This window comes from Campylobacter iguaniorum (assembly GCF_000736415.1).
GTDB classification, from domain to species: domain Bacteria; phylum Campylobacterota; class Campylobacteria; order Campylobacterales; family Campylobacteraceae; genus Campylobacter; species Campylobacter iguaniorum.
On the sequence record NZ_CP009043.1, the window covers coordinates 1,361,703 to 1,383,213 of the forward strand.

The 21,511-nt window shown below is 36.2% G+C and carries 24 protein-coding genes and 1 tRNA gene; 9 read left to right on the top strand and 16 right to left on the bottom strand.

Going from position 1 to position 21,511, the window contains the following annotated elements; all coding sequences use genetic code 11:
* Positions 1 to 127: 127 nt before the first annotated feature.
* The 3 genes from CIG1485E_RS06845 to mraY form a co-directional block, all read right to left on the bottom strand.
* A tRNA-Phe gene (locus CIG1485E_RS06845) sits at positions 128 to 203 on the bottom strand.
* An 82-nt stretch (positions 204 to 285) separates the two neighbouring features.
* Positions 286 to 1,491, bottom strand: a complete 1,206-nt coding sequence (gene murD, locus CIG1485E_RS06850) for a UDP-N-acetylmuramoyl-L-alanine--D-glutamate ligase (RefSeq protein ID WP_038454877.1) — start codon at positions 1,489 to 1,491, stop codon at positions 286 to 288.
* Between the two features lie 3 nt (positions 1,492 to 1,494).
* The gene (gene mraY / locus CIG1485E_RS06855) at positions 1,495 to 2,559 is read right to left on the bottom strand and encodes a phospho-N-acetylmuramoyl-pentapeptide-transferase (RefSeq protein WP_038454879.1); all 1,065 of its coding nucleotides are present in this window, start codon (positions 2,557 to 2,559) and stop codon (positions 1,495 to 1,497) included.
* A 97-nt stretch (positions 2,560 to 2,656) separates the two neighbouring features.
* Here mraY and gpmI point away from each other — a divergent pair, with 97 nt between their 5' ends.
* The gene (gene gpmI, locus CIG1485E_RS06860) at positions 2,657 to 4,120 is read left to right on the top strand and encodes a 2,3-bisphosphoglycerate-independent phosphoglycerate mutase (RefSeq protein ID WP_038454880.1); all 1,464 of its coding nucleotides are present in this window, start codon (positions 2,657 to 2,659) and stop codon (positions 4,118 to 4,120) included.
* Positions 4,121 to 4,223: 103 nt separating this feature from the next.
* Here gpmI and CIG1485E_RS06865 read toward each other — a convergent pair whose 3' ends face one another.
* Positions 4,224 to 4,667: an isoprenylcysteine carboxylmethyltransferase family protein gene (locus CIG1485E_RS06865; protein WP_197408307.1), complete on the bottom strand. Its 444-nt coding sequence runs from the start codon at positions 4,665 to 4,667 to the stop codon at positions 4,224 to 4,226.
* Between the two features lie 120 nt (positions 4,668 to 4,787).
* Between CIG1485E_RS06865 and fabG the strand changes: the two genes are divergently transcribed.
* From fabG to CIG1485E_RS06885, 4 genes are read left to right on the top strand one after another with little or no spacing between them, the layout of a single operon-like run.
* The gene (fabG, locus tag CIG1485E_RS06870; protein ID WP_038454882.1) at positions 4,788 to 5,531 is read left to right on the top strand and encodes a 3-oxoacyl-ACP reductase FabG; all 744 of its coding nucleotides are present in this window, start codon (positions 4,788 to 4,790) and stop codon (positions 5,529 to 5,531) included.
* A 59-nt stretch (positions 5,532 to 5,590) separates the two neighbouring features.
* Positions 5,591 to 5,824, top strand: a complete 234-nt coding sequence (gene acpP, locus CIG1485E_RS06875) for an acyl carrier protein (RefSeq protein ID WP_038454884.1) — start codon at positions 5,591 to 5,593, stop codon at positions 5,822 to 5,824.
* A gap of 21 nt (positions 5,825 to 5,845) precedes the next feature.
* On the top strand, positions 5,846 to 7,060 hold the full coding sequence (locus CIG1485E_RS06880) for a beta-ketoacyl-ACP synthase II (protein WP_038454886.1): 1,215 nt from the start codon (positions 5,846 to 5,848) through the stop codon (positions 7,058 to 7,060).
* Positions 7,060 to 7,995 carry an acetyl-CoA carboxylase carboxyltransferase subunit alpha gene (locus CIG1485E_RS06885; protein ID WP_038454888.1) on the top strand — a complete coding sequence of 312 codons (936 nt, stop codon included), beginning with the start codon at positions 7,060 to 7,062 and terminating at the stop codon, positions 7,993 to 7,995. Before CIG1485E_RS06880 ends, CIG1485E_RS06885 begins: the two co-directional genes overlap by 1 nt.
* A 432-nt stretch (positions 7,996 to 8,427) precedes the next feature.
* Here CIG1485E_RS06885 and CIG1485E_RS06890 read toward each other — a convergent pair whose 3' ends face one another.
* From CIG1485E_RS06890 to prfB, 3 genes are all read right to left on the bottom strand, one after another.
* A complete protein-coding gene (locus CIG1485E_RS06890; protein WP_051870948.1) occupies positions 8,428 to 8,811 on the bottom strand; it encodes an SEL1-like repeat protein in 384 nt (127 codons plus the stop codon).
* A gap of 70 nt (positions 8,812 to 8,881) precedes the next feature.
* The gene (locus tag CIG1485E_RS06895; RefSeq protein ID WP_038454890.1) at positions 8,882 to 9,205 is read right to left on the bottom strand and encodes a hypothetical protein; all 324 of its coding nucleotides are present in this window, start codon (positions 9,203 to 9,205) and stop codon (positions 8,882 to 8,884) included.
* Positions 9,206 to 9,226: 21 nt separating this feature from the next.
* Positions 9,227 to 10,330 carry a peptide chain release factor 2 gene (prfB, locus tag CIG1485E_RS06900; RefSeq protein WP_038454891.1) on the bottom strand — a complete coding sequence of 368 codons (1,104 nt, stop codon included), beginning with the start codon at positions 10,328 to 10,330 and terminating at the stop codon, positions 9,227 to 9,229.
* A 168-nt stretch (positions 10,331 to 10,498) separates the two neighbouring features.
* On the opposite strand from prfB, the gene panC reads away from it, so the two are divergent.
* From panC to tilS, 3 genes are read left to right on the top strand one after another with little or no spacing between them, the layout of a single operon-like run.
* On the top strand, positions 10,499 to 11,320 hold the full coding sequence (gene panC / locus CIG1485E_RS06905) for a pantoate--beta-alanine ligase (RefSeq protein WP_038454892.1): 822 nt from the start codon (positions 10,499 to 10,501) through the stop codon (positions 11,318 to 11,320).
* 1 nt (position 11,321) lies between these two features.
* A complete protein-coding gene (gene rimO / locus CIG1485E_RS06910) occupies positions 11,322 to 12,626 on the top strand; it encodes a 30S ribosomal protein S12 methylthiotransferase RimO (protein WP_038454894.1) in 1,305 nt (434 codons plus the stop codon).
* Positions 12,619 to 13,632, top strand: coding sequence for a tRNA lysidine(34) synthetase TilS (tilS, locus tag CIG1485E_RS06915; RefSeq protein WP_038454896.1), 1,014 nt, complete (start codon positions 12,619 to 12,621; stop codon positions 13,630 to 13,632). Before rimO ends, tilS begins: the two co-directional genes overlap by 8 nt.
* On the opposite strand, the gene CIG1485E_RS06920 is transcribed toward tilS, so the two are convergent.
* Genes CIG1485E_RS06920 through CIG1485E_RS06945 form a run of 6 tightly spaced genes read right to left on the bottom strand, consistent with a single transcriptional unit; the run spans position 13,574 to position 17,845 of the window.
* Complete coding sequence (locus CIG1485E_RS06920; protein WP_038454899.1) at positions 13,574 to 14,131, bottom strand: hypothetical protein; 558 nt, start codon at positions 14,129 to 14,131, stop codon at positions 13,574 to 13,576. The two genes, tilS and CIG1485E_RS06920, sit on opposite strands and share 59 nt — an antisense overlap.
* Positions 14,124 to 14,645, bottom strand: a complete 522-nt coding sequence (locus tag CIG1485E_RS06925) for a hypothetical protein (protein WP_038454901.1) — start codon at positions 14,643 to 14,645, stop codon at positions 14,124 to 14,126. The genes CIG1485E_RS06920 and CIG1485E_RS06925 overlap by 8 nt, the downstream gene beginning before the upstream one ends.
* Positions 14,642 to 15,640 carry a hypothetical protein gene (locus tag CIG1485E_RS06930; RefSeq protein ID WP_038454903.1) on the bottom strand — a complete coding sequence of 333 codons (999 nt, stop codon included), beginning with the start codon at positions 15,638 to 15,640 and terminating at the stop codon, positions 14,642 to 14,644. The genes CIG1485E_RS06925 and CIG1485E_RS06930 overlap by 4 nt, the downstream gene beginning before the upstream one ends.
* Positions 15,641 to 15,694: 54 nt before the next feature.
* Entirely contained in the window at positions 15,695 to 16,321 is a 627-nt protein-coding gene (locus CIG1485E_RS06935) for a lysophospholipid acyltransferase family protein (protein ID WP_038454905.1), read from the bottom strand.
* Positions 16,305 to 17,603 carry a tRNA (N6-isopentenyl adenosine(37)-C2)-methylthiotransferase MiaB gene (gene miaB, locus CIG1485E_RS06940; RefSeq protein WP_038454907.1) on the bottom strand — a complete coding sequence of 433 codons (1,299 nt, stop codon included), beginning with the start codon at positions 17,601 to 17,603 and terminating at the stop codon, positions 16,305 to 16,307. The genes CIG1485E_RS06935 and miaB overlap by 17 nt, the downstream gene beginning before the upstream one ends.
* Positions 17,603 to 17,845, bottom strand: coding sequence for an HP0268 family nuclease (locus tag CIG1485E_RS06945; protein WP_038454909.1), 243 nt, complete (start codon positions 17,843 to 17,845; stop codon positions 17,603 to 17,605). Before CIG1485E_RS06945 ends, miaB begins: the two co-directional genes overlap by 1 nt.
* Positions 17,846 to 18,036: 191 nt before the next feature.
* On the opposite strand from CIG1485E_RS06945, the gene nusA reads away from it, so the two are divergent.
* Positions 18,037 to 19,131 (top strand): transcription termination factor NusA, encoded by a 1,095-nt coding sequence (gene nusA, locus CIG1485E_RS06950; RefSeq protein ID WP_038454910.1) that lies wholly within the window; start codon positions 18,037 to 18,039, stop codon positions 19,129 to 19,131.
* A 77-nt stretch (positions 19,132 to 19,208) separates the two neighbouring features.
* Here the strand turns inward: nusA and pglD are convergent, their stop codons facing one another.
* Genes pglD through pglA form a run of 3 tightly spaced genes read right to left on the bottom strand, consistent with a single transcriptional unit; the run spans position 19,209 to position 21,509 of the window.
* On the bottom strand, positions 19,209 to 19,790 hold the full coding sequence (pglD, locus tag CIG1485E_RS06955) for a UDP-N-acetylbacillosamine N-acetyltransferase (RefSeq protein WP_038454912.1): 582 nt from the start codon (positions 19,788 to 19,790) through the stop codon (positions 19,209 to 19,211).
* Positions 19,791 to 19,795: 5 nt separating this feature from the next.
* Positions 19,796 to 20,401, bottom strand: coding sequence for an undecaprenyl phosphate N,N'-diacetylbacillosamine 1-phosphate transferase (gene pglC / locus CIG1485E_RS06960; RefSeq protein WP_038454914.1), 606 nt, complete (start codon positions 20,399 to 20,401; stop codon positions 19,796 to 19,798).
* Positions 20,394 to 21,509: a N,N'-diacetylbacillosaminyl-diphospho-undecaprenol alpha-1,3-N-acetylgalactosaminyltransferase gene (gene pglA, locus CIG1485E_RS06965; protein ID WP_038454916.1), complete on the bottom strand. Its 1,116-nt coding sequence runs from the start codon at positions 21,507 to 21,509 to the stop codon at positions 20,394 to 20,396. Before pglA ends, pglC begins: the two co-directional genes overlap by 8 nt.
* Positions 21,510 to 21,511: the final 2 nt, after the last annotated feature.

Sequence of the window (21,511 nt, forward strand, 5' to 3'; positions counted from 1 at the left end):
AGTTAAAAGCTTGGAATTTTTGTTTATTTTGTCTTTTGAAGTGAATATTTTGACATATATTTAGATATGATATAAAGAATTAATAATTTATAATGAAAAAATAATGGATTGATTTAAAAAAAGTAGATGGTGGTTAGAGGCAGAATCGAACTGCCGACACGCAGATTTTCAGTCTGCTGCTCTACCGACTGAGCTATCCAACCACCTTAAAATGGAAGTGACATTATATCAAGCAAAACTTAAATGCAAATAAAATATTAGCATTTTTTGCATTAAATTTATAATTTACAGCTCTTTTACATATTTTTTGAAAAGATCACCACGCTGGGCGTATGATTTGAACTGATCTAAACTAGCGCAAGCTGGGCTTAAAAGAGCTATTTCGTTGCTATTTTTATCTTTTGACATATTTTGCGATATGTTTTTTACCGCAACTTCCAAAAACTCGCATTTCACGCATTTGATATCAAATTTAGCCGATAAATCAACTAATTTATCTGTATTTGAGCCAATCGCATAAATGACTACGGTTAGAGGCTTCAACGCTTCAAAAACTGAATTTAGATCCACGCCTTTATCATCCCCACCAAGTATGATATGGATTTTTTTGTCTTTATATCTTTTTAGAGCTTGAAGAGTTGCATCTAAATTTGTAGCCTTAGTATCATCCACCCAAAGCCTTAAATACGCGTCTTTAAACTCTTCAAGCTTGTGAGCTTCGATGACAAATTTATTTAATAAATCATAATTAGCATAGCCAAAAATCAGCTTCGCAGCACAAAGTGCAAAAACGGCGTCCATCAAAAACGGCGTTTTAAAGTTTATCTTTTGTATGTCTATATCAAATTTAGCCGCCAAATCAAACTCATCTTTGTAGCCAACCACCTTAGCCGCAGACGCCCTGTGAGCGTAGATCTCTGGCACGATTGCGATATTTCCCTCGCTCATCATAGATAGCGGTTTTAGCTTTGCTTTTTCATATTCGCTCATACTTCCATGCCAGCTTAGATGATCTGGCGTGATCGGAAGCAAAAAATAGATATTTGGCTTAGCGTGGTTTGTGTAATGAAGCGTAAAAGAGCTGGTTTCTAGTATCCAAATTTTAGCTTTTTTATCTAAATTTGCAAGCGGTGTTCCTACATTTCCACCCATCACTGAGCCGTGAGGCTCTAAGAGCCACTGCGTCATTTTCGTCGTTGTAGTTTTGCCATTTGTACCGCTTATCCAGATACTTTTTGGCATAACTGGCTCAAAATAATCATATTCGCTAATTAAATTTTTGGCGGATTTTATGAGATTGTGATGCGGTGGAAATCCTGGACTTGGTATCTCAAGCTCACTTAAATTTGGGTCAAATTTAGCTGGATTTAAAAGATTATTGCCAAACTCATCGACGCTGCAAATTTCAAAATTATCATCATAAATATCCCAGCCGCCGCTCTTAGCTAGTGCCTTTGTGGTAAGTCCATATCCAAATAGCGATTTTTTCATATTTTACCTCAACTTTAAAGCTGTCAAAGCTATCAAATTTGCTAAAAGTGCAATCATCCAAAAACGCACAATTATCTTATTTTCATTCCAGCCTTTTATCTCAAAATGATGATGTATTGGCGCCATTAGAAAAATGCGTTTTTTGCGTATTTTGAAGCTTCCAACTTGCAAAATAACCGATAAAGTCTCCATGACAAAAACAAAACCTATAATAATAAGTAGTAGCTCGTTTTTGGTTGCGATTCCCATATATCCGACAAACGCCCCGATGCTAAGACTTCCACTATCGCCCATAAAAACCTCAGCTGGATAGCAATTAAACCACAAAAATCCAAGCAACGCACCAATGAGAGCCGATACTAGTATCACAAGCTCACCAACGCCTACAAATTTAGGCAGCAACAAATAAGAGCTATAAACTGCATTTCCCATCAAATAAGCAAAAGTCCCAAGGCTAATTAATGCAAATATGCTTGGCACAGTCGCAAGCCCGTCAAGTCCGTCGGTTAAATTTACAGCATTTGAAGCAGAAACTAACACAAGCGCCCAAAACAAAATCCCAAAATAACTCATATCGAAAATAGCGTATTTGTAAAATGGCAGATAAAAAGCCGTATTTAACTCACTAAATGCAAACAAAAGAGAAGCCACGATGAAGCCAAGCCCCCATTGAAGAGCAAATTTAGCTCTAGCTTTTAGCCCTGCGTGGTTGCTTTTGCCAATTATTTTTTCTATATCATCGACAAATCCAATAGCACAAAATCCACCCAAAACAAGCAGACCGATAATCACAAAAATATTATCTAATTTTGCCGATAAAAGTGTCGCTATGATAGCTGAAAGCACAAAAATCACACCACCCATTGTGGGGATTTTGTTTTTTTTCTTATGCGAGTCTGGAGCTAGCTCATATATTGGCTGGCTAGCGTTTTTACTCTTTGCCCAAGCTATAAATTTAGGCATCAAATACACAGTCAAAACAAAGGCCAAAAAGAAGCTCACACCAGCTCTTACAGTTATATAACTAAATAAATTTATACCAAAAACACCATACAAATAATAAAACACTTTTAACCTTTATTTAAAAGCCAAAATTATACAAGAGAGTTGATAAAAGTAAGTTAAAATTTAGGATTAGCTGATAAAATTACGCAAAAGGATTTTTATGAATAAAAAATGTATCTTAGTAATAACTGATGGTATAGGATATAACAAAAGTAGTGAATATAACGCGTTTGCGGCTGCAAATAAACCGACTTATGAGTGGCTATTTAAAAACGCTCCAATGAGCTATCTTAAGACAAGTGGCTTAGCTGTGGGCTTGCCTGATGGTCAAATGGGAAATAGCGAAGTGGGTCACATGACTATAGGAAGTGGTCGGATTTTGTATCAAAATTTAGTCAAAATAGACAAAGCCATAAGCGACAACACGCTCAAAGACAATAAAGCTCTTTTAAATTTGATAAATAAAGTCAAAAGAGTGCATATAATCGGGCTTTATAGCGATGGTGGAGTGCATTCTCATCTTAGACATTTTGACGCTGTAGCTCAGATCTGCAAGGACAAAGGGCTTGATGTTTTTGCTCACGCAATAACAGATGGAAGAGACGTCAGCCCTAGCTCAGGACTTGAGTTTATCAAATCTTTAGAGTCTAAATTTAACCTAGTTAGCGTTAGCGGTAGATTTTACGCGATGGATAGAGACAAAAGATGGGATAGAGTAAAAGCTGCTTATGAAGTAATCGCAAATAATGCAAATTTAGTCCAAATAAGCCCAAGTGAGTATGTGAAAAACTCTTATGAAAATGATATTTTTGATGAGTTTATAGCTCCAGCGAGTTTTAGCGATTTTGGCGGCATTAAAAGTGAAGATGGAATAGTTTTTATCAATTTTAGAAATGATAGAGCAAGGGAAATTTGCTCAGCTCTTAGCGTGCATGAATTTGATGATTTTGATAGATTTAACGTATGCGATAATCTAATTACAATGACAAATTACGATGATAAATTTAGCTTTCCAGTTATGTTTGACAATGATGAGATAAAACAAACTTTAGCCGAAGTCATCGCACAAAACGGCTTAAGACAGCTGCACACCGCAGAAACTGAAAAATACGCACACGTGACATTTTTCTTCAATGGTGGCAAAGAAGATCTTGTAGAAAATGAAATGAGAGTTTTGATCCCTAGCCCAAAAGTCAAAACCTACGATGAAAAGCCAGAAATGAGTGCTTATGAAGTCACTGATGCTGTGACAAAAGCTCTAAATGACAAAGTTGATTTCATAGTAGTGAACTACGCAAATGGCGATATGGTCGGACACACTGGAGACGTCGCAGCTGCTACAAAAGCAGTAGAGGCAGTAGATACTTGCCTTGGCAAAGTCATAAAAGTAGCTAAAGAAAATGATTATGCTTACATCCAAATCAGCGATCACGGCAACTGCGAAGCCATGCGAGCTAAAAACGGCGAACCACTCACAAATCACACTACTTTTGATGTATTTTGCTTCATCTTAGCTGATGGCATCACAAGAGTAGATGCAGGTGGACTTAGCAATGTCGCTCCAACTATTTTAAAACTAATGGGGTTAGAAATCCCAAAAGTAATGGATAAACCACTAATTTAGTGTCAAATTTGACACTAAATTTCCCCATTTGGGATGATTATTTCTTTGATTAACCTATCCTCTGCTTTTATTCGTTTAAAAATTATAACTAGATAAATCGGCATTAATACCACAAACGACCGTAAGCATGACTAAGCAAAGCAAGCCCGATAAGCTCTGGAAAAATATTTAGATAATAATTTGGGTGTTTTATGTATCTAAAAAGCCAGTAAGGATTGTATTTGTGATTTTTAGCTATCATTAATTTAACAGTCCAAATGCCTTTTAGTAGATGATTTACTATAAAATACAACATCGCAAAAGCAAATATCACCAAAAATGTCCCCACAGACGATATGAAATCAAATTTAACGCCTTTTAGTATAGCCTCAGCAAAGCAAGAAAAATAAAAAATCACGTGGATTATGGTCAAAAACCTTGTATTTTTCGCATCATACTCCGCCCCTCCACCAAGCAAAATGGCCTTTTCATTTCGTTTTGAAATCCTCAAAAAACAAAGTCTCAAGGCAAATATTGCCAACAGTAAATTTAAAACAGTAAAATCCATAGAATTTCCTTTATAAAATTAAGTAAAATCGGTTTAACAAAAAAAGATAGAATTATCCGAAATTTAAAATTATTAATGATATAATTGATAAATTTGAATAACTTCATACAAGGAATAATAATGAAATTTAGTGGAAAAAATGTCGTAGTGACTGGCGGAAGTCGTGGAATTGGAGCTGAAATTTGCAAAACTTTGGCTGAATTTGGCTTAAAAGTTTGGATAAATTATAGAAGCAAACCAGAGCTTGCTGACGCTTTAAAAGATGAGATAGAAAAATCTGGTGGCAAAGCAGCTGTGATTAAATTTGACGTGACAAACGAAGAAGAGTTTATAAACGCCCTAAATTTAATAGTAGAAAGCGACGGCGAGCTATCATATCTAGTAAATAACGCAGGCATCACAAATGACAAACTAGCGCTTCGCATGAAAACAGAAGATTTCACAAGCGTGATTGATGCAAACCTAACAAGTGCATTCATAGGCTCAAGAGAAGCTCTAAAACTAATGAGTAAAAAACGCTTTGGCTCAGTCGTAAATATAGCTTCAATAGTCGGTGAAATGGGCAATGCAGGACAGGTTAATTACGCAGCTAGCAAAGGCGGAATGATAGCGATGAGTAAATCATTTGCCAAAGAAGGAGCCTCAAGAAACGTACGTTTTAACTGCGTAACCCCTGGATTTATCGCTACAGATATGACAGAAGTCTTAAGCCAAGAAGTTAAAGATGCCTATATAAACAACATTCCACTAAAAAGACTAGGCGATCCAAAAGAAATAGCAAACGCCGTTGCATTCTTGCTTAGCGACCATGCTAGCTACATAACTGGAGATGTTTTAAAGGTCAATGGCGGCTTATATATGTAGAAAACTTTAAGCAAAAATATTGTATCATTTGGGTTATTTTTATTTATTAGGAGAAAATTATGGCAGTATTTGATGAAGTTAAAGATGTAGTTGTAGAGCAACTAAGCGTAGCTCCAGATGCAGTTAAAATGGAATCAAAAATCATTGAAGATCTAGGTGCAGATTCTTTAGATGTTGTTGAGCTAGTTATGGCTTTAGAAGAGAAATTTGACGTAGAAATTCCAGATAGTGAAGCTGAAAAACTAATAAGCATATCTGATGTTGTAAATTATATTGACGGTTTAAAAAAATAATTTAAACAAAGGAGAGTAGCATTGAAAAGAGTTGTAGTAACTGGTATAGGTATGATAAACGCACTTGGTCTTGACAAAGAGACATCTTTTAAAAATATTTGCGATGGCAAAACCGGAGTTAAAAAGATAACTTTGTTTGATGCTACTGATTTTCCAGTTCAGATAGCTGCAGAGGTTTTAGACTTCGATCCAGCTACTGTAATGGAAGCAAAAGAGATCAAAAAAGCTGATAGATTTATCCATCTTGGTCTTAAAGCAGCTGATGAAGCGATAAAAGATGCAAATTTTAACGAATTTGATCCAAATGAATTTGGTATTAGCTCGGCTGCTGGTATAGGTGGATTGCCAAATATAGAAAAAAACTCAAATGTTTGCTTTGAAAAAGGTGCAAGAAAAATATCTCCATTTTTTATTCCATCATCACTTATAAATATGCTTGGTGGATTTATAAGTATAGCACATAATCTAAAAGGTCCAAATTTATCAAGTGTTACAGCGTGTGCAGCCTCAACACATGGCATATGCGAAGCAGCAAAAACTATCATAGTAGGCGAAGCTAAAGCAATGCTAGTTGTGGGTGCAGAATCTGCAATATGCCCTGTAGGTATCGGAGGATTTGCATCTATGAAAGCGCTTTCTACTAGAAATGATGATCCAGAGCATGCTTCACGTCCATTTGACAAAGAACGTGATGGATTTATCATGGGTGAAGGAGCTGGTGCTTTAGTTTTAGAAGATTATGAAAGTGCAGTAGCAAGAGGCGCTAGAATATATGCTGAGCTTATAGGATTTGGCGAAACTGGCGATGCTCATCACATGACAAGTCCTAGCCAAGACGGACCACAAAGAGCTATGGAAAAAGCACTTAAAATGGCAAATAACATAAAAATAGATTATGTTAATGCTCATGGTACTTCGACTTATGCAAATGACAAAAACGAAACCTCAGCCCTTAAAGCCGTATTTGGTGATAATGTCCCAGTAGTAAGCTCTACAAAAGGACAAATAGGTCATTGCTTGGGTGCTGCTGGTGCTATAGAAGCAGTTATTTCTATCATGGCTCTTCAAGCAGGCATCATACCTCCTACAATTAACCAAATCGTAAAAGATGAAGAGTGTGATTTAGATTATGTACCAAATGTCGCTAGAAAAGCTGAGTTAAATACTATAATGAGTAACTCTTTTGGTTTTGGTGGCACAAATGGTTCAGTTATATTTAAAAAGTTGGATAAATAATGGCTAGCTACCTAGGCTTTGAAAATGCTATCAAACAAATAGATGATGACATAGCAAATGCCAAGATAAAGGGCGATGAGCACGCAGTCGAGATTTTGAAAAAAAACCTCGAAAAAGAGATAAGCAAAACATACAAAAATCTAAATGAATTTCAAAGACTTAGCCTAGCACGTCATCCAGATCGCCCTTATGCGCTTGATTATATCCGTGCATTGCTAACTGATAGTTATGAAATACACGGCGATAGAGCTTTTAGAGACGATCCGTCTATTGTGTGCTACAGCGGATATCTAGCTGGCAAAAAAGTCATAGTCATAGCAGAGCAAAAAGGTAGAGGTACAAAGTATAAAATTATGAGAAACTTTGGTATGCCTCATCCTGAAGGCTATAGAAAAGCTCTTAGAATAGCTAGACTTGCTGAAAAATTCGAAATACCAGTTATATTTCTCATAGATACTCCAGGAGCTTATCCAGGAGTTGGGGCTGAAGAGCGTGGTCAAAGCGAAGCAATAGCAAGAAATCTTTTTGAGTTAAGCAATCTAAGAACTAGAACCATAGCGATCGTCATCGGAGAAGGTGGAAGTGGCGGTGCTTTGGCAATAGGCGTTGCTGACAGATTTGCCATGATGAAAAACTCAGTTTTCTCAGTCATATCTCCTGAGGGTTGCGCTGCTATACTTTGGAACGACCCGACAAAAATCGAAGCAGCAACAAAAGCTATGAGAATTACCGCCGATGATTTAAAAGAGCTAAATCTTATAGATGACGTCATAGAAGAGCCTATCATGGGAGCTCATAGAGACAAAGAAGGCGCTATAAAAGCACTTGGTGCATATATATTAAAAGAGTTAGAAGCACTAGAAAGCCAAAGTCTAGATGAAATATTAGAAAAAAGAATGGCTAAAATACTTTCAATTGGCGCATACTCTGAGTAATAAATTTAACCACTAAACAGAAGTTTTAGTGGTTTTCTACTTTATAAAAATCATTTTAATTCAAATATCTATTATGCCTATCAAAAAGCAAATATGACACAAATTTATCCAGAAGTACATAGTTTAGAAGAGAGTTTGGCGATACTTAACAAATACAAAAATGAGTTTACAAAATAGTAGTATGATAGTATAAAATCTACAATACATAACTTTTGCTATTAAAAGTATGTATGCCAATGAAAGAGATATTTTAAATATGTTAGAGTGCATAAAAAATTACATCAGATGAAATTATCACTTAATACAAAAAAGAATGAGCGTAAATTGACACTTAAATAAATAATTTTATAAAATACTTTTAGTTTCGAATTTCTCAAATTTAAATCCAAAAAACCAAAACAGTCAAACATAAATCCGCTTAATAAACAAATCTTATCTTATCTTAGTACAGCTTTGTTTGTCACCACTATAACAAGCTCTAGTATATATATCTTTTGCTACGTTTAGATCTTGTTTCACGCCTTTTCCTGTTTCAAAAAGATGAGCCAAGCTCAAACACGCTGGGATATACTGAAATTTCACACAAGTGTAGTCATATATTTTTGCCGCCTCTTCAAACTCACCTTTGCTTTGCAGGCTATCGGCAAGCTCTTTGCAAGCCTCTTTTTTGCCATTAAAGCACTCTTTTTCAAGGTTTTCAAGCTTTATATCGCGTGGTTTTGAGGTTTGTAAATTTGATGATTTTTGTAAATTTTGTGAGTTATTTGCACAGCCCAAAAACAGAGCAACAAATAAAAAAAGAACTAATTTTCGCATCAAAATCCTTAATCAAATGATTTTAAAGTCTAAATTTATAACTCCAGCTTGACCGGAGTTATAGTAGTTGTTATTCCCAGCCAAGAACGTAATAAGTCTCTTTGCCGTCAAGTTTTTTGACTTTAAATCTGTATTTTGACGCCCACTCTTTAACAAGATCGTTAAAGCCGTCTTTGTCTTCTTTGCTTGCTGATTCACATTTGATTTTGAAAACATCTTCACTGTTTGACATAGCAACAAAACCGCTAAAAACTTTTAGTTTTTCATTTAATGCCAAAATATGTGAAATTTTTGCATCATCTAGATCAGCGTTTGAAAGAATTCTCTTTGCTTGATCCACCAAAGCGTCATTTGGAGTGTATCCAAGACCTGCTAAAATATCGTTAAAATTCATTTTTTCTCCTTTAAAATTGGTTTATTCTTCTGTTGTTTTTTGACTTATTAAAACTGCTTCGATTATCTTTTTTATATCTCCGTCAAGCACAGCGTCTGTCTGGCTATAAGCCTCACCGCTTCTATTGTCTTTGACTTGTTGATACGGGAAAAGCACGTATGAGCGGATCTGATGACCCCAGCCTATCTCGCTTTTTTCTACAGCGTTATTTGCTTCTTGTTGTTTCATCAGCTCAAATTCATAAAGCCTTGATTTTAGCATTTTCATAGCTGTGGCTTTGTTTTTGTGCTGACTTCTGTCGTTTTGACATTGCACGACAATGCCTGTTGGGATGTGAGTGATACGCACTGCACTTTCAGTTTTATTGACGTGTTGCCCGCCAGCCCCACTCGCACGGTAATAGTCTAATCTCAAATCTTTTTCTTCTATCTCTATAGCTATATCATCGTCCACCTCAGGGCTCACCATCACACTTGAAAAACTAGTGTGCCTACGCCCTGCACTATCAAATGGACTTGTCCTTACAAGACGGTGGATACCGTTTTCAGCTTTTAAATAGCCATAAGCGTTTTCGCCTTTTACGATGAAGCTTACATCTTTAAGCCCTGCCTCATCGCCCTCTTGGAAGTCCAGAGTTTCTACCTTAAAGCCCTCACGCTCACAAAACCTCAAATACATACGGTAAAGCATACTAGCCCAGTCATTACTCTCAGTTCCGCCAGCTCCTGGATGAATGCTGACGATGGCATTTTTGTTGTCATCTTCACCACTAAGCATCATAGAAATCTCTAAATTTGTTATCTTATCTTCCAAATTTGGAGCATCGTCAAAAAGCGAATTCACAGTCTCTTCGTCGTTTTCACTATTTGCAAGCTCATAAAGATCAAGCGCGTCATCAACTGCTGCTTTTGCGGCCTTAAATTTATTCAACATTCCAGATATTTTTGTTTTTTCTTTTTGGATTTCTCCAGCTTTTTTAATATCATTCCAAAAAAGCGGATCGTTTTCCAAATCTCCAATCTCTTCTAATCTTTTTTCTATAAATTCAGGCCTTACAATCGAGCCTATATTTTGAATTTTTGTGTTTAACTTTTTCAATAACTCTGTGTATTCGTAGTTATCCAAATTTAGTCCTTGATTTTTTGTGAGATTTTACCCTATTTTTGGTTAAAATTTGGTTATGAAATCACTAAATTGGCAAAAGTATATTTCAAATATTTAAAATTTGATAAAATACTTTTTACTAAATTTATGATAAAATGTCAGATTAAAAATTTAATAAAGAGTTTAGAAATGCAAATATTAAAAAGTATTAGCGAAGTTTTGGAATTTCGTAAAAACTGCACTGGAAGCGTCGGCTTCGTGCCTACAATGGGGGCTTTGCACGCAGGGCACGCCAGCCTAATCAAAAAATCAGTAGAGCAAAATGACAACACGATTGTGAGCATTTTTGTAAATCCTACACAATTTTTGCCTGGAGAGGATTTAGACAAATATCCACGAAACGAGGTAGGAGATACTAAAATTTGCGAGCTTTGTGGGGCGAGTGCTGTGTTTTTTCCAGATGCAAATGAAATGTATGGCAAAGATGAGCCTTTGATTTTAGCCCCAAAAGAGCTATCAAGCAGCCTTGAAGGCGCTTTGAGACCTGGACATTTTGACGGGGTTTGTAGGGTTTTGAATAAATTTTTTAACATCATCAGACCAGATCGTGCTTATTTTGGCAAAAAAGACGCTCAACAACTCACAATAATCCAAAATATGGTAAAAAACTTTTTTATGAACTTAGAAATAGTCCCTTGCGAAATAGTGCGTGAAAGCGACGGCTTAGCGCTATCAAGCAGAAACTCATATCTTGGAGATGATGAGCTATGCTACGCTTTGAAACTCTCAAGATCAATCATGAAAGCTTCAAATTTAATAAAAGCAAATGAGCTAAATGCACTCAAAATCAAAGCTGCGATGAGCGAATGCTTGGAGCCTTTAAAGGTCGATTATGTCGCGATCGTGAATAGAAACTTCGAGCCAATAGAAAATGTGGAGCTTGGAAATACCATAATCTTAGTCGCTGCGTATGTCGGCAAAACGCGTCTAATAGATAATTTGTGGGTATAAAATGGCAAATTTATACTTAGTTTCACTTGGATGTAATAAAAATTTGGTCGATAGCGAAATAATGCTCGGACGCCTTAGCAACTACGATATTGTGGATACTCCAGATAACGCCGATGTCATGATAGTAAATACTTGTGGCTTCATAGAAAGCGCTAAAGAAGAGAGCATAAGGGCGATTTTGGAACTTGCGAGCTATAAAAAAGAAAATAGCGTATTAGTCGTGACTGGCTGTCTCATGCAAAGATACCGTGATGAGCTAATGCGTGAGCTTCCTGAAGTAGATATTTTCACAGGCGTGGGGGATTATGCTAAAATCGATGAGCTCATTCTCAAAAAACAAAATTTATTCAGCCCTGAGACATATCTGCAAACCAAAAATACAAAACGCATCATAACAGGCTCAAGCTACCACGCCTACATCAAAATCGCAGAGGGTTGCAACCAAAAGTGCAGTTTTTGCGCTATTCCGACATTCAAAGGCAAGCTAAAAAGTAGAGATATTGATAGCATAACTAGTGAAGTCAAAGAGCTAATAAACGCTGGATATAGCGACTTTAGCTTCATCGCTCAAGACACAAGCTCATTTTTAAGAGATCGCGCACAAAATGACGGACTTATCAAGCTCATTGATGAAATCGACAAGCTTGATGGCGTAAAATCGGCTAGGATTTTGTATCTTTATCCAAGTACTACAAATTTGGAGCTAATTAATCGCATTATCGCTTCGCCTAAATTTGCTAATTATTTTGATATGCCAATCCAACATATAAATGATGAAATGCTAAAAATCATGAGAAGAGGCGCGAATAAAGCTAAAATCATGGAGCTTCTAAATGCGATGAAATCAGCACCTAATAGCTTTCTAAGAACTGGGATTATAGTGGGGCACCCTGGTGAAACCGACGAGGCTTTTGATGAGCTTTGCGAGTTTTTGAGCGAGTTTAAATTTGATAGGATTTCAGCTTTTGCCTACTCTAAAGAAGAGGACACTCTAGCTTATGAAATGGAGCAAATTCCAAGTAAACTCATCACAAAACGCCTAAATAAAATAGAAAAAATCATCCAAAAAAGTATAGATGAGAGTTTCAAAAACCTAATTAATCAAACCATAAAAGTCCAAATAAATGGGCAAAGTAGCGAGGGTGAGATGTTTTTTGGAGCAAAAGACGTAAGATGGGACAGAGAGATTGACGGCGAAATACTCATAAATGATAGCGAGATAAAAGATCTAAAAGTCGGTCAAATTTACAACTGCCTTATCACAGACTGGGCAAGCAACAAGCTATTTGGGACGATAATTGCCTAAAATCGAACTTCTAAATTTAGACAAATTAAAGGACGCTAAGTGCTTGCTGGCCTTTAGTTATGGCGTCGATAGTGCGGCGCTTTTTCATCTGCTAGTGCGTGGTGGTGTGGAGTTTGATTGTGCGTTTATCAACTACAAAACAAGAGATCAAAGTGACACTGAAGAGCAATTTGCTAAGGAGCTTTGTGCTAAATTTGGTAAGCAAATTTACACCAAAACTGTCCCACTTGATCTGCAAAATGGATCAAATTTCGAGCAAACTGCAAGGCAGATTCGCCATAGCTTTTTTGATGAAATTTGTATTAAATTTGACTACGAAACATTGATATTTGCTCACCAGCTAAATGACGCTTTGGAGTGGCTTTTTATGCAGCTTTCCAAAGGCAGTGGTTGTGTTGGTTTGAGCGGATTTGATGAGACAAAAATAGCTAAATTTAATGGAATTAGCAAAAAGATAAATATAGTAAGACCACTGCTTAATACACCAAAAAGCGAGCTTTTAGACTACCTTAAAAATAATAATCTAAAATACTTCATCGATAGTTCAAATTTCGATACTAAATTTAAACGCAACTTCATAAGGGCAAATTTCAGCGATAAATTTATAGATGAGTTCAGGAGTGGAGTTACTAAAAGCTTGGAGCTTTTAAGAGCTGATAAAAAGCAACTTTTAGGCGATTTTGTCTATGAAGATGAAAACTTTTTTATAGTGCGAAAATCCCCAAATGCTATAAATTTAATAGATATCGCTTGCAAAAAACTAGGCGTTTTGATGAGCTTGAAAACCAGAAATGAATGCCTCAAAACCGACTGCGTGATTTCTCATAAAATCAGCGTCACTTCAGATGAAAACTACTACTTCATAGCACCATTTGTGGTTAAAATTATGGATAAAAAATTCAAAGAAAAATGCAGAATTCTAGGAGTTCCACCACTTTTAAGAGGATTTATTTTTGAGCGGCTGGAGCTTCTTGATATTCTAAAGAAGTATAAACCTTTATCTTAAAACTAGTATCGATTTTTTCGCCATCGCTTTTCATAGAAATAGGGAAATCAACCCGAACTATACTCTCATACTCATTCACAAAATCCAAGAAATCATATAAATTTTGCGGGCTTTTCATAAGTCCAGTTACGTTTAGTTCATAACGCAAAAAATTCTCTTTTTCATCGATTTTTGGCAATTTATTTAGTTTTACATTGCTAAAAAACTTGCCAGTTTGAGCGACGAATTTTATCTCACTAAAGGGATGATTAATAGCATCTAATGGCTTTTTACTTATGGTTTTTAGGCTTTGTAGATTGTCATAATGAGAGTTATAAACCTGCTCGATTTTGGCTAAATTTACTATTTTATCACTGTTTTGTAGCTTTGCATTTTTATACTCTTTGATACTTGGAATCAAAAATATGACTATCATAATGATACAAGCTATCACAAAAATCAGTGCGTATAGCAAAAGTTTTACTAGATCTACCTCTTCTAGGCTTCTGTCTTTATTCATTAAATCCCTCTGAAGTGTCTATTTTATTTATACTGACAAAATTTAGCCAACCATTTTTAAGCTGATAAAATGTCGTGTTTGAGCTATTAAATATCGATTTTAGCGGAGCTTCCATGAGTAGTTTATATGTCTCTTTTGTAGGAGTTGTACCTTTTATGGTAAGTAAGTTTCTATCAAGAAAAACATCATTTAAAGTGATAGAATCTGGCACCAAATCAAATAAATTATTCATACTTTTTTTAAGTATATTGTTTGATGAGTAAATATCAAGAGCGGCGTCTCTTTGCTTGGTTGCTACTTCTATCTCTTCTTTTATGGAGTTGATTTTGAGATAAATCGCATCGTATTTGGCTTGATTTTGCACAGAATGCCTGTCTAAAGAGTATGTATAAAACTTAACAAAAATATTTATAATTCCGAAAAATACAATGATAAAGATGATAACCGATATCCAAATTTTAGAAAATAGCGAAAATATAGGTTTTAATCTAGGTTTTATAAAGCTATAACTCATTGTTTAAGCTCTCTTATCATGATTTCACTCATATCTTTTATTGTGTTTATAGGCTCTATTTGGGCTTTTATCATAAGTTCTGAATTTAATGTATCAATAAAAGATTTATTTAGTTTATCACTATCAAATATAACTATTTCTTCTATAAAATCACTATCATATAAATTATTTTTATAGTATTCTAAAATGGCTGAGCGTATATCGTTTAGCAAGACAGTCTCTTTTCCTATATCTCTTACAGAGTCTTCTAGCGTCTTACCAATGTCGCTTTCGATATTTTGAATATCTTCAAAGGTATCTTTTTTGCCACTGCCGACAACATTGCCTAGATCATCCAAGCTTCCAAGTTCGTTAAATTTATCCTCTTCAGTAAGTATGATATTATCGAGATCTGTTGTATCTTCTGGCTTCAAATCCCTATCATCTCTAAAGCTATCTCTTGCTTTTGCAGTTACGAAAAATGCAGAAAATTTCATCTGATTATCTCTAAAAACCATCATAGAAACACAATCTTTTTGATTATAAATGTATAGGATTTCTCCGGATTTTGCTCCATTTTTGATAATTTTATCATATAAAAGTGCAAATGGAGAATACACTAAATTTGGCTCTAAACCATTTAAAAATGTAGTTAAATTTGAAAATTCAGCTTTAGGAATAAAAATCGACCAATCGCCAGGCATAAAGACTATATTTGCATTATTAAAATCTATATTAAACTTTTCATAACCATCTTTTGTGATAGTAGGAACTGCCCATTGTTTTGGATTGTAAAGCAAAGCAGAAACATAAAGCGAGTGAACGTTTGCTTCTTGTCTTTTAATGTATTCGTTAAATTTAGGATCCACTCTTAGTGAGTTGCAGTCAAAAACAGCTTCCATTGTTTTTAAAATTTTTCCATTCTTTACAAGAACGCCATAAACTTGGCACTCTTTATCTTCAATAACAACGCTAATGTAAAGACTCGAAAGAAATTTTCTAATCCAAGAAGCCATATCCAACCTTAAAAAATTATGCTATATGGTATCAAATTTAGTATTAAAAACACTTTATGAGGCGAATTCTTGCATCTTTTGGGATATAAAGATTTTAGCCTCGTCCATACTCATATCTTGCACGCTAAATGGCTCGCTTATAGTGTAAGTTATCTTGCTAAATGGCTTTGGCAAAATCATCCCGTCCCAGCTTTTAAACTGCCAAAATTTGCTAGCATTGTAGTTTAATATAACCAAATCAGACTTTGTTTTTTGTGGTATGATAACGCATCCATCAGACACGCTATGTCTTGGACCTCTTGGACCATCTGGAGTGATTACTACATCTGTACCAGATTTTATCTCTTTAAGGGCTTGCAAAAGTGCCTTTACTGCACCTTTGCTAGAGCTACCTCTTATCGTCCCTATCCCAAAGCTTGCAGATACACCACTTACTATTTGTCCGTCTTTGTGGTCTGAGATGATGACCTTTGCTTGCTTATTTATCCACCATTTTTTAAAAACAAATGGAAGCATAGCGATTTTGCCATGCCAAAACAGTACCACGCAAGCTTTTTGACCTACTGGCTTGCCTATGAACTCTTTTTTGCAAGTCATATAGATAATTCGCATTATAAGAAGAATGATAAATTCAGCAAGCCATATAAAAATTTTATCTTTAAGTTTAAATGATTTGTCCATATAAAACCATTCTTTTTGGATCTGTTATCTTGACATTAGCAAGCTTGCCAAGCAGTTCTTCACTGCCCTTTACTTGGACTAAAAAGTTATTTGAAGTTCTTCCGACCACGTATCCACCAGCCCTTAGCTCTTCAAAATACACTTCAAAAACCATATCTCTCATACTCTCAACTATCTCATCAAGTATCACGGTATGTCTTGCTTGAAGAGTGGCTAAGCGTTTGCTTGCTACTTCATCACTTATTTGATTAGTCATCGTCGCAGCTGGAGTTAGTGGGCGAGCAGAGTATTTAAAAGAAAAAAGCTGCTCGAACCTGACTTTTTCTAGTACGTCCATTGTATCAGCAAAATCCTCATCGCTCTCACCAGGAAATGCTACAATGATGTCAGTTGAGATCGACACGCTAGGACAAAGCTCTCTTAGTTTTGCAGCCCTATCCAAAAACCACTCTTTTGTATAGCCCCTTTTCATAGCTTTTAAAATGCTTGTTGAGCCGCTTTGCAGTGGCATATGCATGGATTTACAAATTTTAGGATTTGAGCTAAACTCTTGTAAAAATTTATCATCCATGTGAAGCGGATGTGGGCTAGTAAAGCGGATTCGCTCCACGCCATCAACCTTGCTTATTAAATTTAGCAAGTCACTAAAGTCGATTTTATCATGATTTCCAGAAAATCTTTTGCCATAGTTGTTTACATTTTGTCCGAGCAAAAATATCTCTTTAGCCCCGTTACTAGCGGCTTTTGCAACTTCGTTTAAAATAATATTTGATGGTATGCTGATCTCATCGCCTCTAGTTTGTGGCACGATGCAATACGTGCATTTTTTGTCACAACCTATCATAATATTTACAAAGCTTTTATAAGGGCTTGAGCGAAAATCCCCAAAGGCATACTCGCTCTCATCGTGATTTATGTCTACGCTTACAAATTTAGGCGTTTTAACGGCTGTTTTTATCTTTGAAATATTTCTAGCTCCAAGGACAAAATCCACATAAGGAGCACGCTTAAAAACGTCGCTTCCAAGGTGGCTTGCCGTGCATCCACAAACGCCGATTTTTGCCCCTTGTTTTTTGATCTTTTCATACGCGCCAACCTCGCTAAAAAGCTTATGGACTGGTCTTTCTCTAACAGAGCAAGTGTTGATAAGTATAAGGTCGGCTTCTTTTATCTCTTTAGTTACTTCATAATCGCCCTCAAGCTCAGCGATGATATGCTCAGTGTCACGCACATTCATCGCGCAGCCCAAAGTCTCGATAAAAAGCCTCTTTTTGCCGCTCATCAAAGGATATGCACCTCATACATATAGTCGTTTTCATCAAGGCCGTATTTTACAGTGCGGTGATACACACTAAGTCCCTTTTGCTCAAAATATTCAACTAATGCGATTAGTTCTTTATGTGAGTTATCTTTATCAAAATAGAAAATTTTGCCACCGTCTTTGCTTACAGCTGCTTCAATTTTATCGATACTTATAGTTTTTGGTTTGTTATCAAGTTCTGTTCTGGCTAGCTTTAACTCCATTTTACATCCTTTTTTGGTTTTTAACTTGTGAGTATATCAAAACTGCTATAAAATTTCGTTTAAAGCCAATTTTAAAATTACTAAATTTAAAGAAAATAAAAGTAATTATTGGCTATAATCATCCAACTTGCAAATTTTAAATCCCCCACAGTTTATTATTTCAAACAAATTACTTTTAAAAAGGGTTTTTTATGGAAAAAATTTCTGACATAATCGAATCTATAGCAAACGAAAAAGGCCTTGCATACGATGACGTAAAAGAGAGAATTTGCAGAGCATTTGTAAATGCAGCAAAAAGACTTTACGGCTTTGAATGTGAGTATGAAGCCACACTTGATCAAGCAACTAAAAATATTCATTTATACCAAAAAATTCTAGTCGTAGATGAAGATGATGAAAGACTAGATGAAGAGCATTTCATAAGCCTTGAGAAAGCTCATGAGGTTGATAAAAGCCTAGAAATCGGCGATAGCCTAAACTATGAGCTAAACATCGACGAGCTTGGTAGGACTGCAGCTGGAGCTTTATCAAGAGAGATAGATTATCACATCCAAAGACTAATAGAAGAAAAAATTCACGAAAAATACAGCTCAAAGGTAAATACTTTGGTTTTTGGAACTGTCGTTAGAGTAGATAGCGAAGAAAATACATTTATAGAAATCGACGAGCTAAGAGCTGTGATGAGTATGAAAAACCGTATAAAAAATGAAAAATTTGTAGTCGGTAATGTCGTAAAAGCAGTGATAAAAAGTGTTCGCTTAGACAAAAAAGACGGCATAAAAGTAGAGCTTTCAAGAACATCGCCAAAATTTCTTGAAGCACTTTTAAAAGCTGAAGTCCCAGAGATAAAAGACGGCGGCGTCATCATCCAAAATAGCGCTAGAATACCTGGAAGAAAAGCGAAAGTAGCTCTATTTTCAACCACTCCAAACATCGATGCAGTAGGCGCAACTGTAGGTATAAAAGGTGTGCGTATAAATGCAGTCAGCAACGAACTAAACGGAGAAAATATAGACGCGATCGAGTATAGCAGCGAGCCAGCGATTTTTGTAGCGCGCGCCCTTGCTCCAGCTATCGTAAGCAGTGTAAAAATAGATGATAAAAAAGCTATCGTCTCTCTTGTGCCAGAGCAAAAAAGCAAAGCCATCGGAGCTAGTGGTATAAATATCCGCTTAGCAAGTATGCTAACAGGCTATGAGATCGAGCTTCACGAGGTCGGCTCAGCTCAAAAAGAGATAAACAACGAAGAGGGTCTAAAAAACCTAAAAGCACTATTTGGCGAGTAAACTTAACCAAATTTGAAGTCTATTTTAGGCTTCAAATTTAACTTTTAAATTCGTTTAATTTAACTCCAAATTTAACCCTAAATTTGACTTACGACTTTACAAGGATTTCCATACGCTTTTGCGTTTGATGCGATGTCCTTTACTATCACACTTCCAGCACCGATCAGCGTGTCATCGCCAATGCTTTTGCCTTGAATTACGCAGCTTCCTATACCTATCCAAGCTCTTTTGCCTACTTTTACATTGCCAGCTAGGGCTACTTTAGGGCAGATATGAGCGAACTCACCCACCACGCAGTCATGCTCGGTAACTGAGCCTGAGTTTAAAATCACGCCGTCGCAAATCAGCGCATTTGCATTTATCACAGCGTTTGGCATAATGGCAATGCCGCGTCCAAGCTTAACACTACTTGAAATCACCGCACTTGGGTGGATTAAATTTACCACGTTAAATCCAGCAGACCTAACCTTTTCTTGCAACATTTGTCTAATTTTGCAATTGCCAATTGCAATAAAAATATCAAATTTAGGTAAATCTGGGCTAAATTTAAGCTCACTGGCATCATCTAAAAAAACAATCTCATCATAGCCAACGCTTCTTGCCACGTCCGCCACGACTTGCCCATGCCCGCTAAATCCATAAATATAAATTTGCTTCATTTTATTTAATTATGTCCGTTAAATTTCTCAGTTGTAGCCATTCCGTCTTTGCTGATTCCATCTTTCTTTATCACTTTTTTAATGGTTAGAAGAGCGATTTTTAGATCAAGCATAAATGATAAATTTTTAGCATAATAGCTATCAAATTCAAACTTTTTAGCCCAGCTTATGGCGTTTCTTCCATTTACTTGAGCAAGTCCAGTTATGCCTGGACGCACACTGTGGCGGAGCTTTTGCTCATCATTATAAAGCCCCAAATACTCTATCAAAAGTGGTCTTGGACCAATAAAACTCATATCGCCTTTTAGCACGTTAAAAAGCTGAGGAAGCTCATCTATGCTAAGACTTCTTAAGGCTTTGCCAAACTCGCCAAGCCTGAGTTCATCGCTTAGCAAATTGCCGTTTTCATCTTTTGCATTACTCATCGTTCTAAATTTATATATATTAAATATTTTTTCGTTTTGCCCAGGTCTTGCTTGGGTGAAAATCACAGGCGAGCCAAGACGTTTTTTGATAAGAAAATACGCTACAATCATAATAGGCGACGATAAGATTATCAAAAAAACCGCACCAACAAAATCAAAAAATCTTTTAAAAAACGCTCTATACATCCAAAAACTCCTTATAAACTTTAAGGTATTTTTCTACAATTATAGGCTCATCATAGTTTTCAAGCACCAGCTTTCGCCCATTTTGCCCCATTTCCAAAACCATTTTTTCATCATCAAGCAAAATCTCTATTTTTTTAGCCAAATCTGCACTATCTTTTACCTTGCAAACTAGTCCATTCACGCCGTCCTCCACAGCTTCCACACACCCAGAGGCGCCACTTACCACGCAGGCTTTTGCCATACTCATAGCTTCTAAAACAGTCCTTGGAAAACCCTCTTTATAACTTGGCAAAGCGTATATATATGCACCTTTTAAAAGCTCTTTTACATTGTCGCTCCACTTGATCCACTTGACGTTTTGGTTGCGTAAAAACTCACTTGTAGCACTGCTTGGATTGCCCTCATAAGTATCTCCCACAAAGACAAACTCGCAGTCCAAGCGATCTTTTAAGATATTTGCTGCTTCATAAAACTCTCTTACGCCCTTATCCCAAAGTGCCCTACCCATCATCAAAACAACTTTTTTATCACCAAATTTATAAGCTTCCACCTTCTTGGGATCAAACAAATTTGCATTTACGCCTACGCTTTTTATGCGTCTAACCTTTTTTTCTTCTATCAAAGATTTGCTAAGCATGTAATCAGGATCGCTGTCATTGACAAACACGCAAGCATCGCTCATCTTGAATGCTTTTTTGTATAGCATTTCTATGGCTTTTCTTACAAGCATGGATTTTAGGTCATTATGGATGTAAAAACTCCCCATGCCCTCGACTAAATTTATAACAGTTTTTATACCAACTTTTTTGGCTGCAAATGTGCCAAAAACATTTGATTTGTGCGCTCCAGTTTGAAGCATATCTAAGCTTAGCTCTTCTAATGCAAGGGCTAAATTTTGCGTATCACGGCTGACTTTTAGCGGATTTAGGCTGGCTTTGTCTAGCTCGTAAATGATAGTTTTAAACTCGCTTTTGATATTTGGAGCATAAGCCCCATCTGGAATGATAGCAAAAACCTCATGTCCACGCTCTTTTAAAGCTCGCATTATAGGGGCTCTGAAGTAATACACGCTCATATCAGAGTGTGATAAAAAACCAATCCTTGCCATAG

Excerpts from the sequence above, each read along its gene's own strand:
- murD (WP_038454877.1), bottom strand. The coding sequence starts at position 1,491 with ATGAAAAAATCGCTATTTGGATATGGACTTACCACAAAGGCACTAGCT.
- gpmI (WP_038454880.1), top strand. The coding sequence starts at position 2,657 with ATGAATAAAAAATGTATCTTAGTAATAACTGATGGTATAGGATATAAC.
- CIG1485E_RS06865 (WP_197408307.1), bottom strand. The coding sequence starts at position 4,667 with ATGGATTTTACTGTTTTAAATTTACTGTTGGCAATATTTGCCTTGAGA.
- fabG (WP_038454882.1), top strand. The coding sequence starts at position 4,788 with ATGAAATTTAGTGGAAAAAATGTCGTAGTGACTGGCGGAAGTCGTGGA.
- acpP (WP_038454884.1), top strand. The coding sequence starts at position 5,591 with ATGGCAGTATTTGATGAAGTTAAAGATGTAGTTGTAGAGCAACTAAGC.
- CIG1485E_RS06885 (WP_038454888.1), top strand. The coding sequence starts at position 7,060 with ATGGCTAGCTACCTAGGCTTTGAAAATGCTATCAAACAAATAGATGAT.
- CIG1485E_RS06890 (WP_051870948.1), bottom strand. The coding sequence starts at position 8,811 with ATGCGAAAATTAGTTCTTTTTTTATTTGTTGCTCTGTTTTTGGGCTGT.
- CIG1485E_RS06895 (WP_038454890.1), bottom strand. The coding sequence starts at position 9,205 with ATGAATTTTAACGATATTTTAGCAGGTCTTGGATACACTCCAAATGAC.
- panC (WP_038454892.1), top strand. The coding sequence starts at position 10,499 with ATGCAAATATTAAAAAGTATTAGCGAAGTTTTGGAATTTCGTAAAAAC.
- rimO (WP_038454894.1), top strand. The coding sequence starts at position 11,322 with ATGGCAAATTTATACTTAGTTTCACTTGGATGTAATAAAAATTTGGTC.
- CIG1485E_RS06920 (WP_038454899.1), bottom strand. The coding sequence starts at position 14,131 with ATGAATAAAGACAGAAGCCTAGAAGAGGTAGATCTAGTAAAACTTTTG.
- CIG1485E_RS06925 (WP_038454901.1), bottom strand. The coding sequence starts at position 14,645 with ATGAGTTATAGCTTTATAAAACCTAGATTAAAACCTATATTTTCGCTA.
- CIG1485E_RS06930 (WP_038454903.1), bottom strand. The coding sequence starts at position 15,640 with ATGGCTTCTTGGATTAGAAAATTTCTTTCGAGTCTTTACATTAGCGTT.
- CIG1485E_RS06935 (WP_038454905.1), bottom strand. The coding sequence starts at position 16,321 with ATGGACAAATCATTTAAACTTAAAGATAAAATTTTTATATGGCTTGCT.
- miaB (WP_038454907.1), bottom strand. The coding sequence starts at position 17,603 with ATGAGCGGCAAAAAGAGGCTTTTTATCGAGACTTTGGGCTGCGCGATG.
- CIG1485E_RS06945 (WP_038454909.1), bottom strand. The coding sequence starts at position 17,845 with ATGGAGTTAAAGCTAGCCAGAACAGAACTTGATAACAAACCAAAAACT.
- nusA (WP_038454910.1), top strand. The coding sequence starts at position 18,037 with ATGGAAAAAATTTCTGACATAATCGAATCTATAGCAAACGAAAAAGGC.
- pglD (WP_038454912.1), bottom strand. The coding sequence starts at position 19,790 with ATGAAGCAAATTTATATTTATGGATTTAGCGGGCATGGGCAAGTCGTG.
- pglC (WP_038454914.1), bottom strand. The coding sequence starts at position 20,401 with ATGTATAGAGCGTTTTTTAAAAGATTTTTTGATTTTGTTGGTGCGGTT.
- pglA (WP_038454916.1), bottom strand. The coding sequence starts at position 21,509 with ATGGCAAGGATTGGTTTTTTATCACACTCTGATATGAGCGTGTATTAC.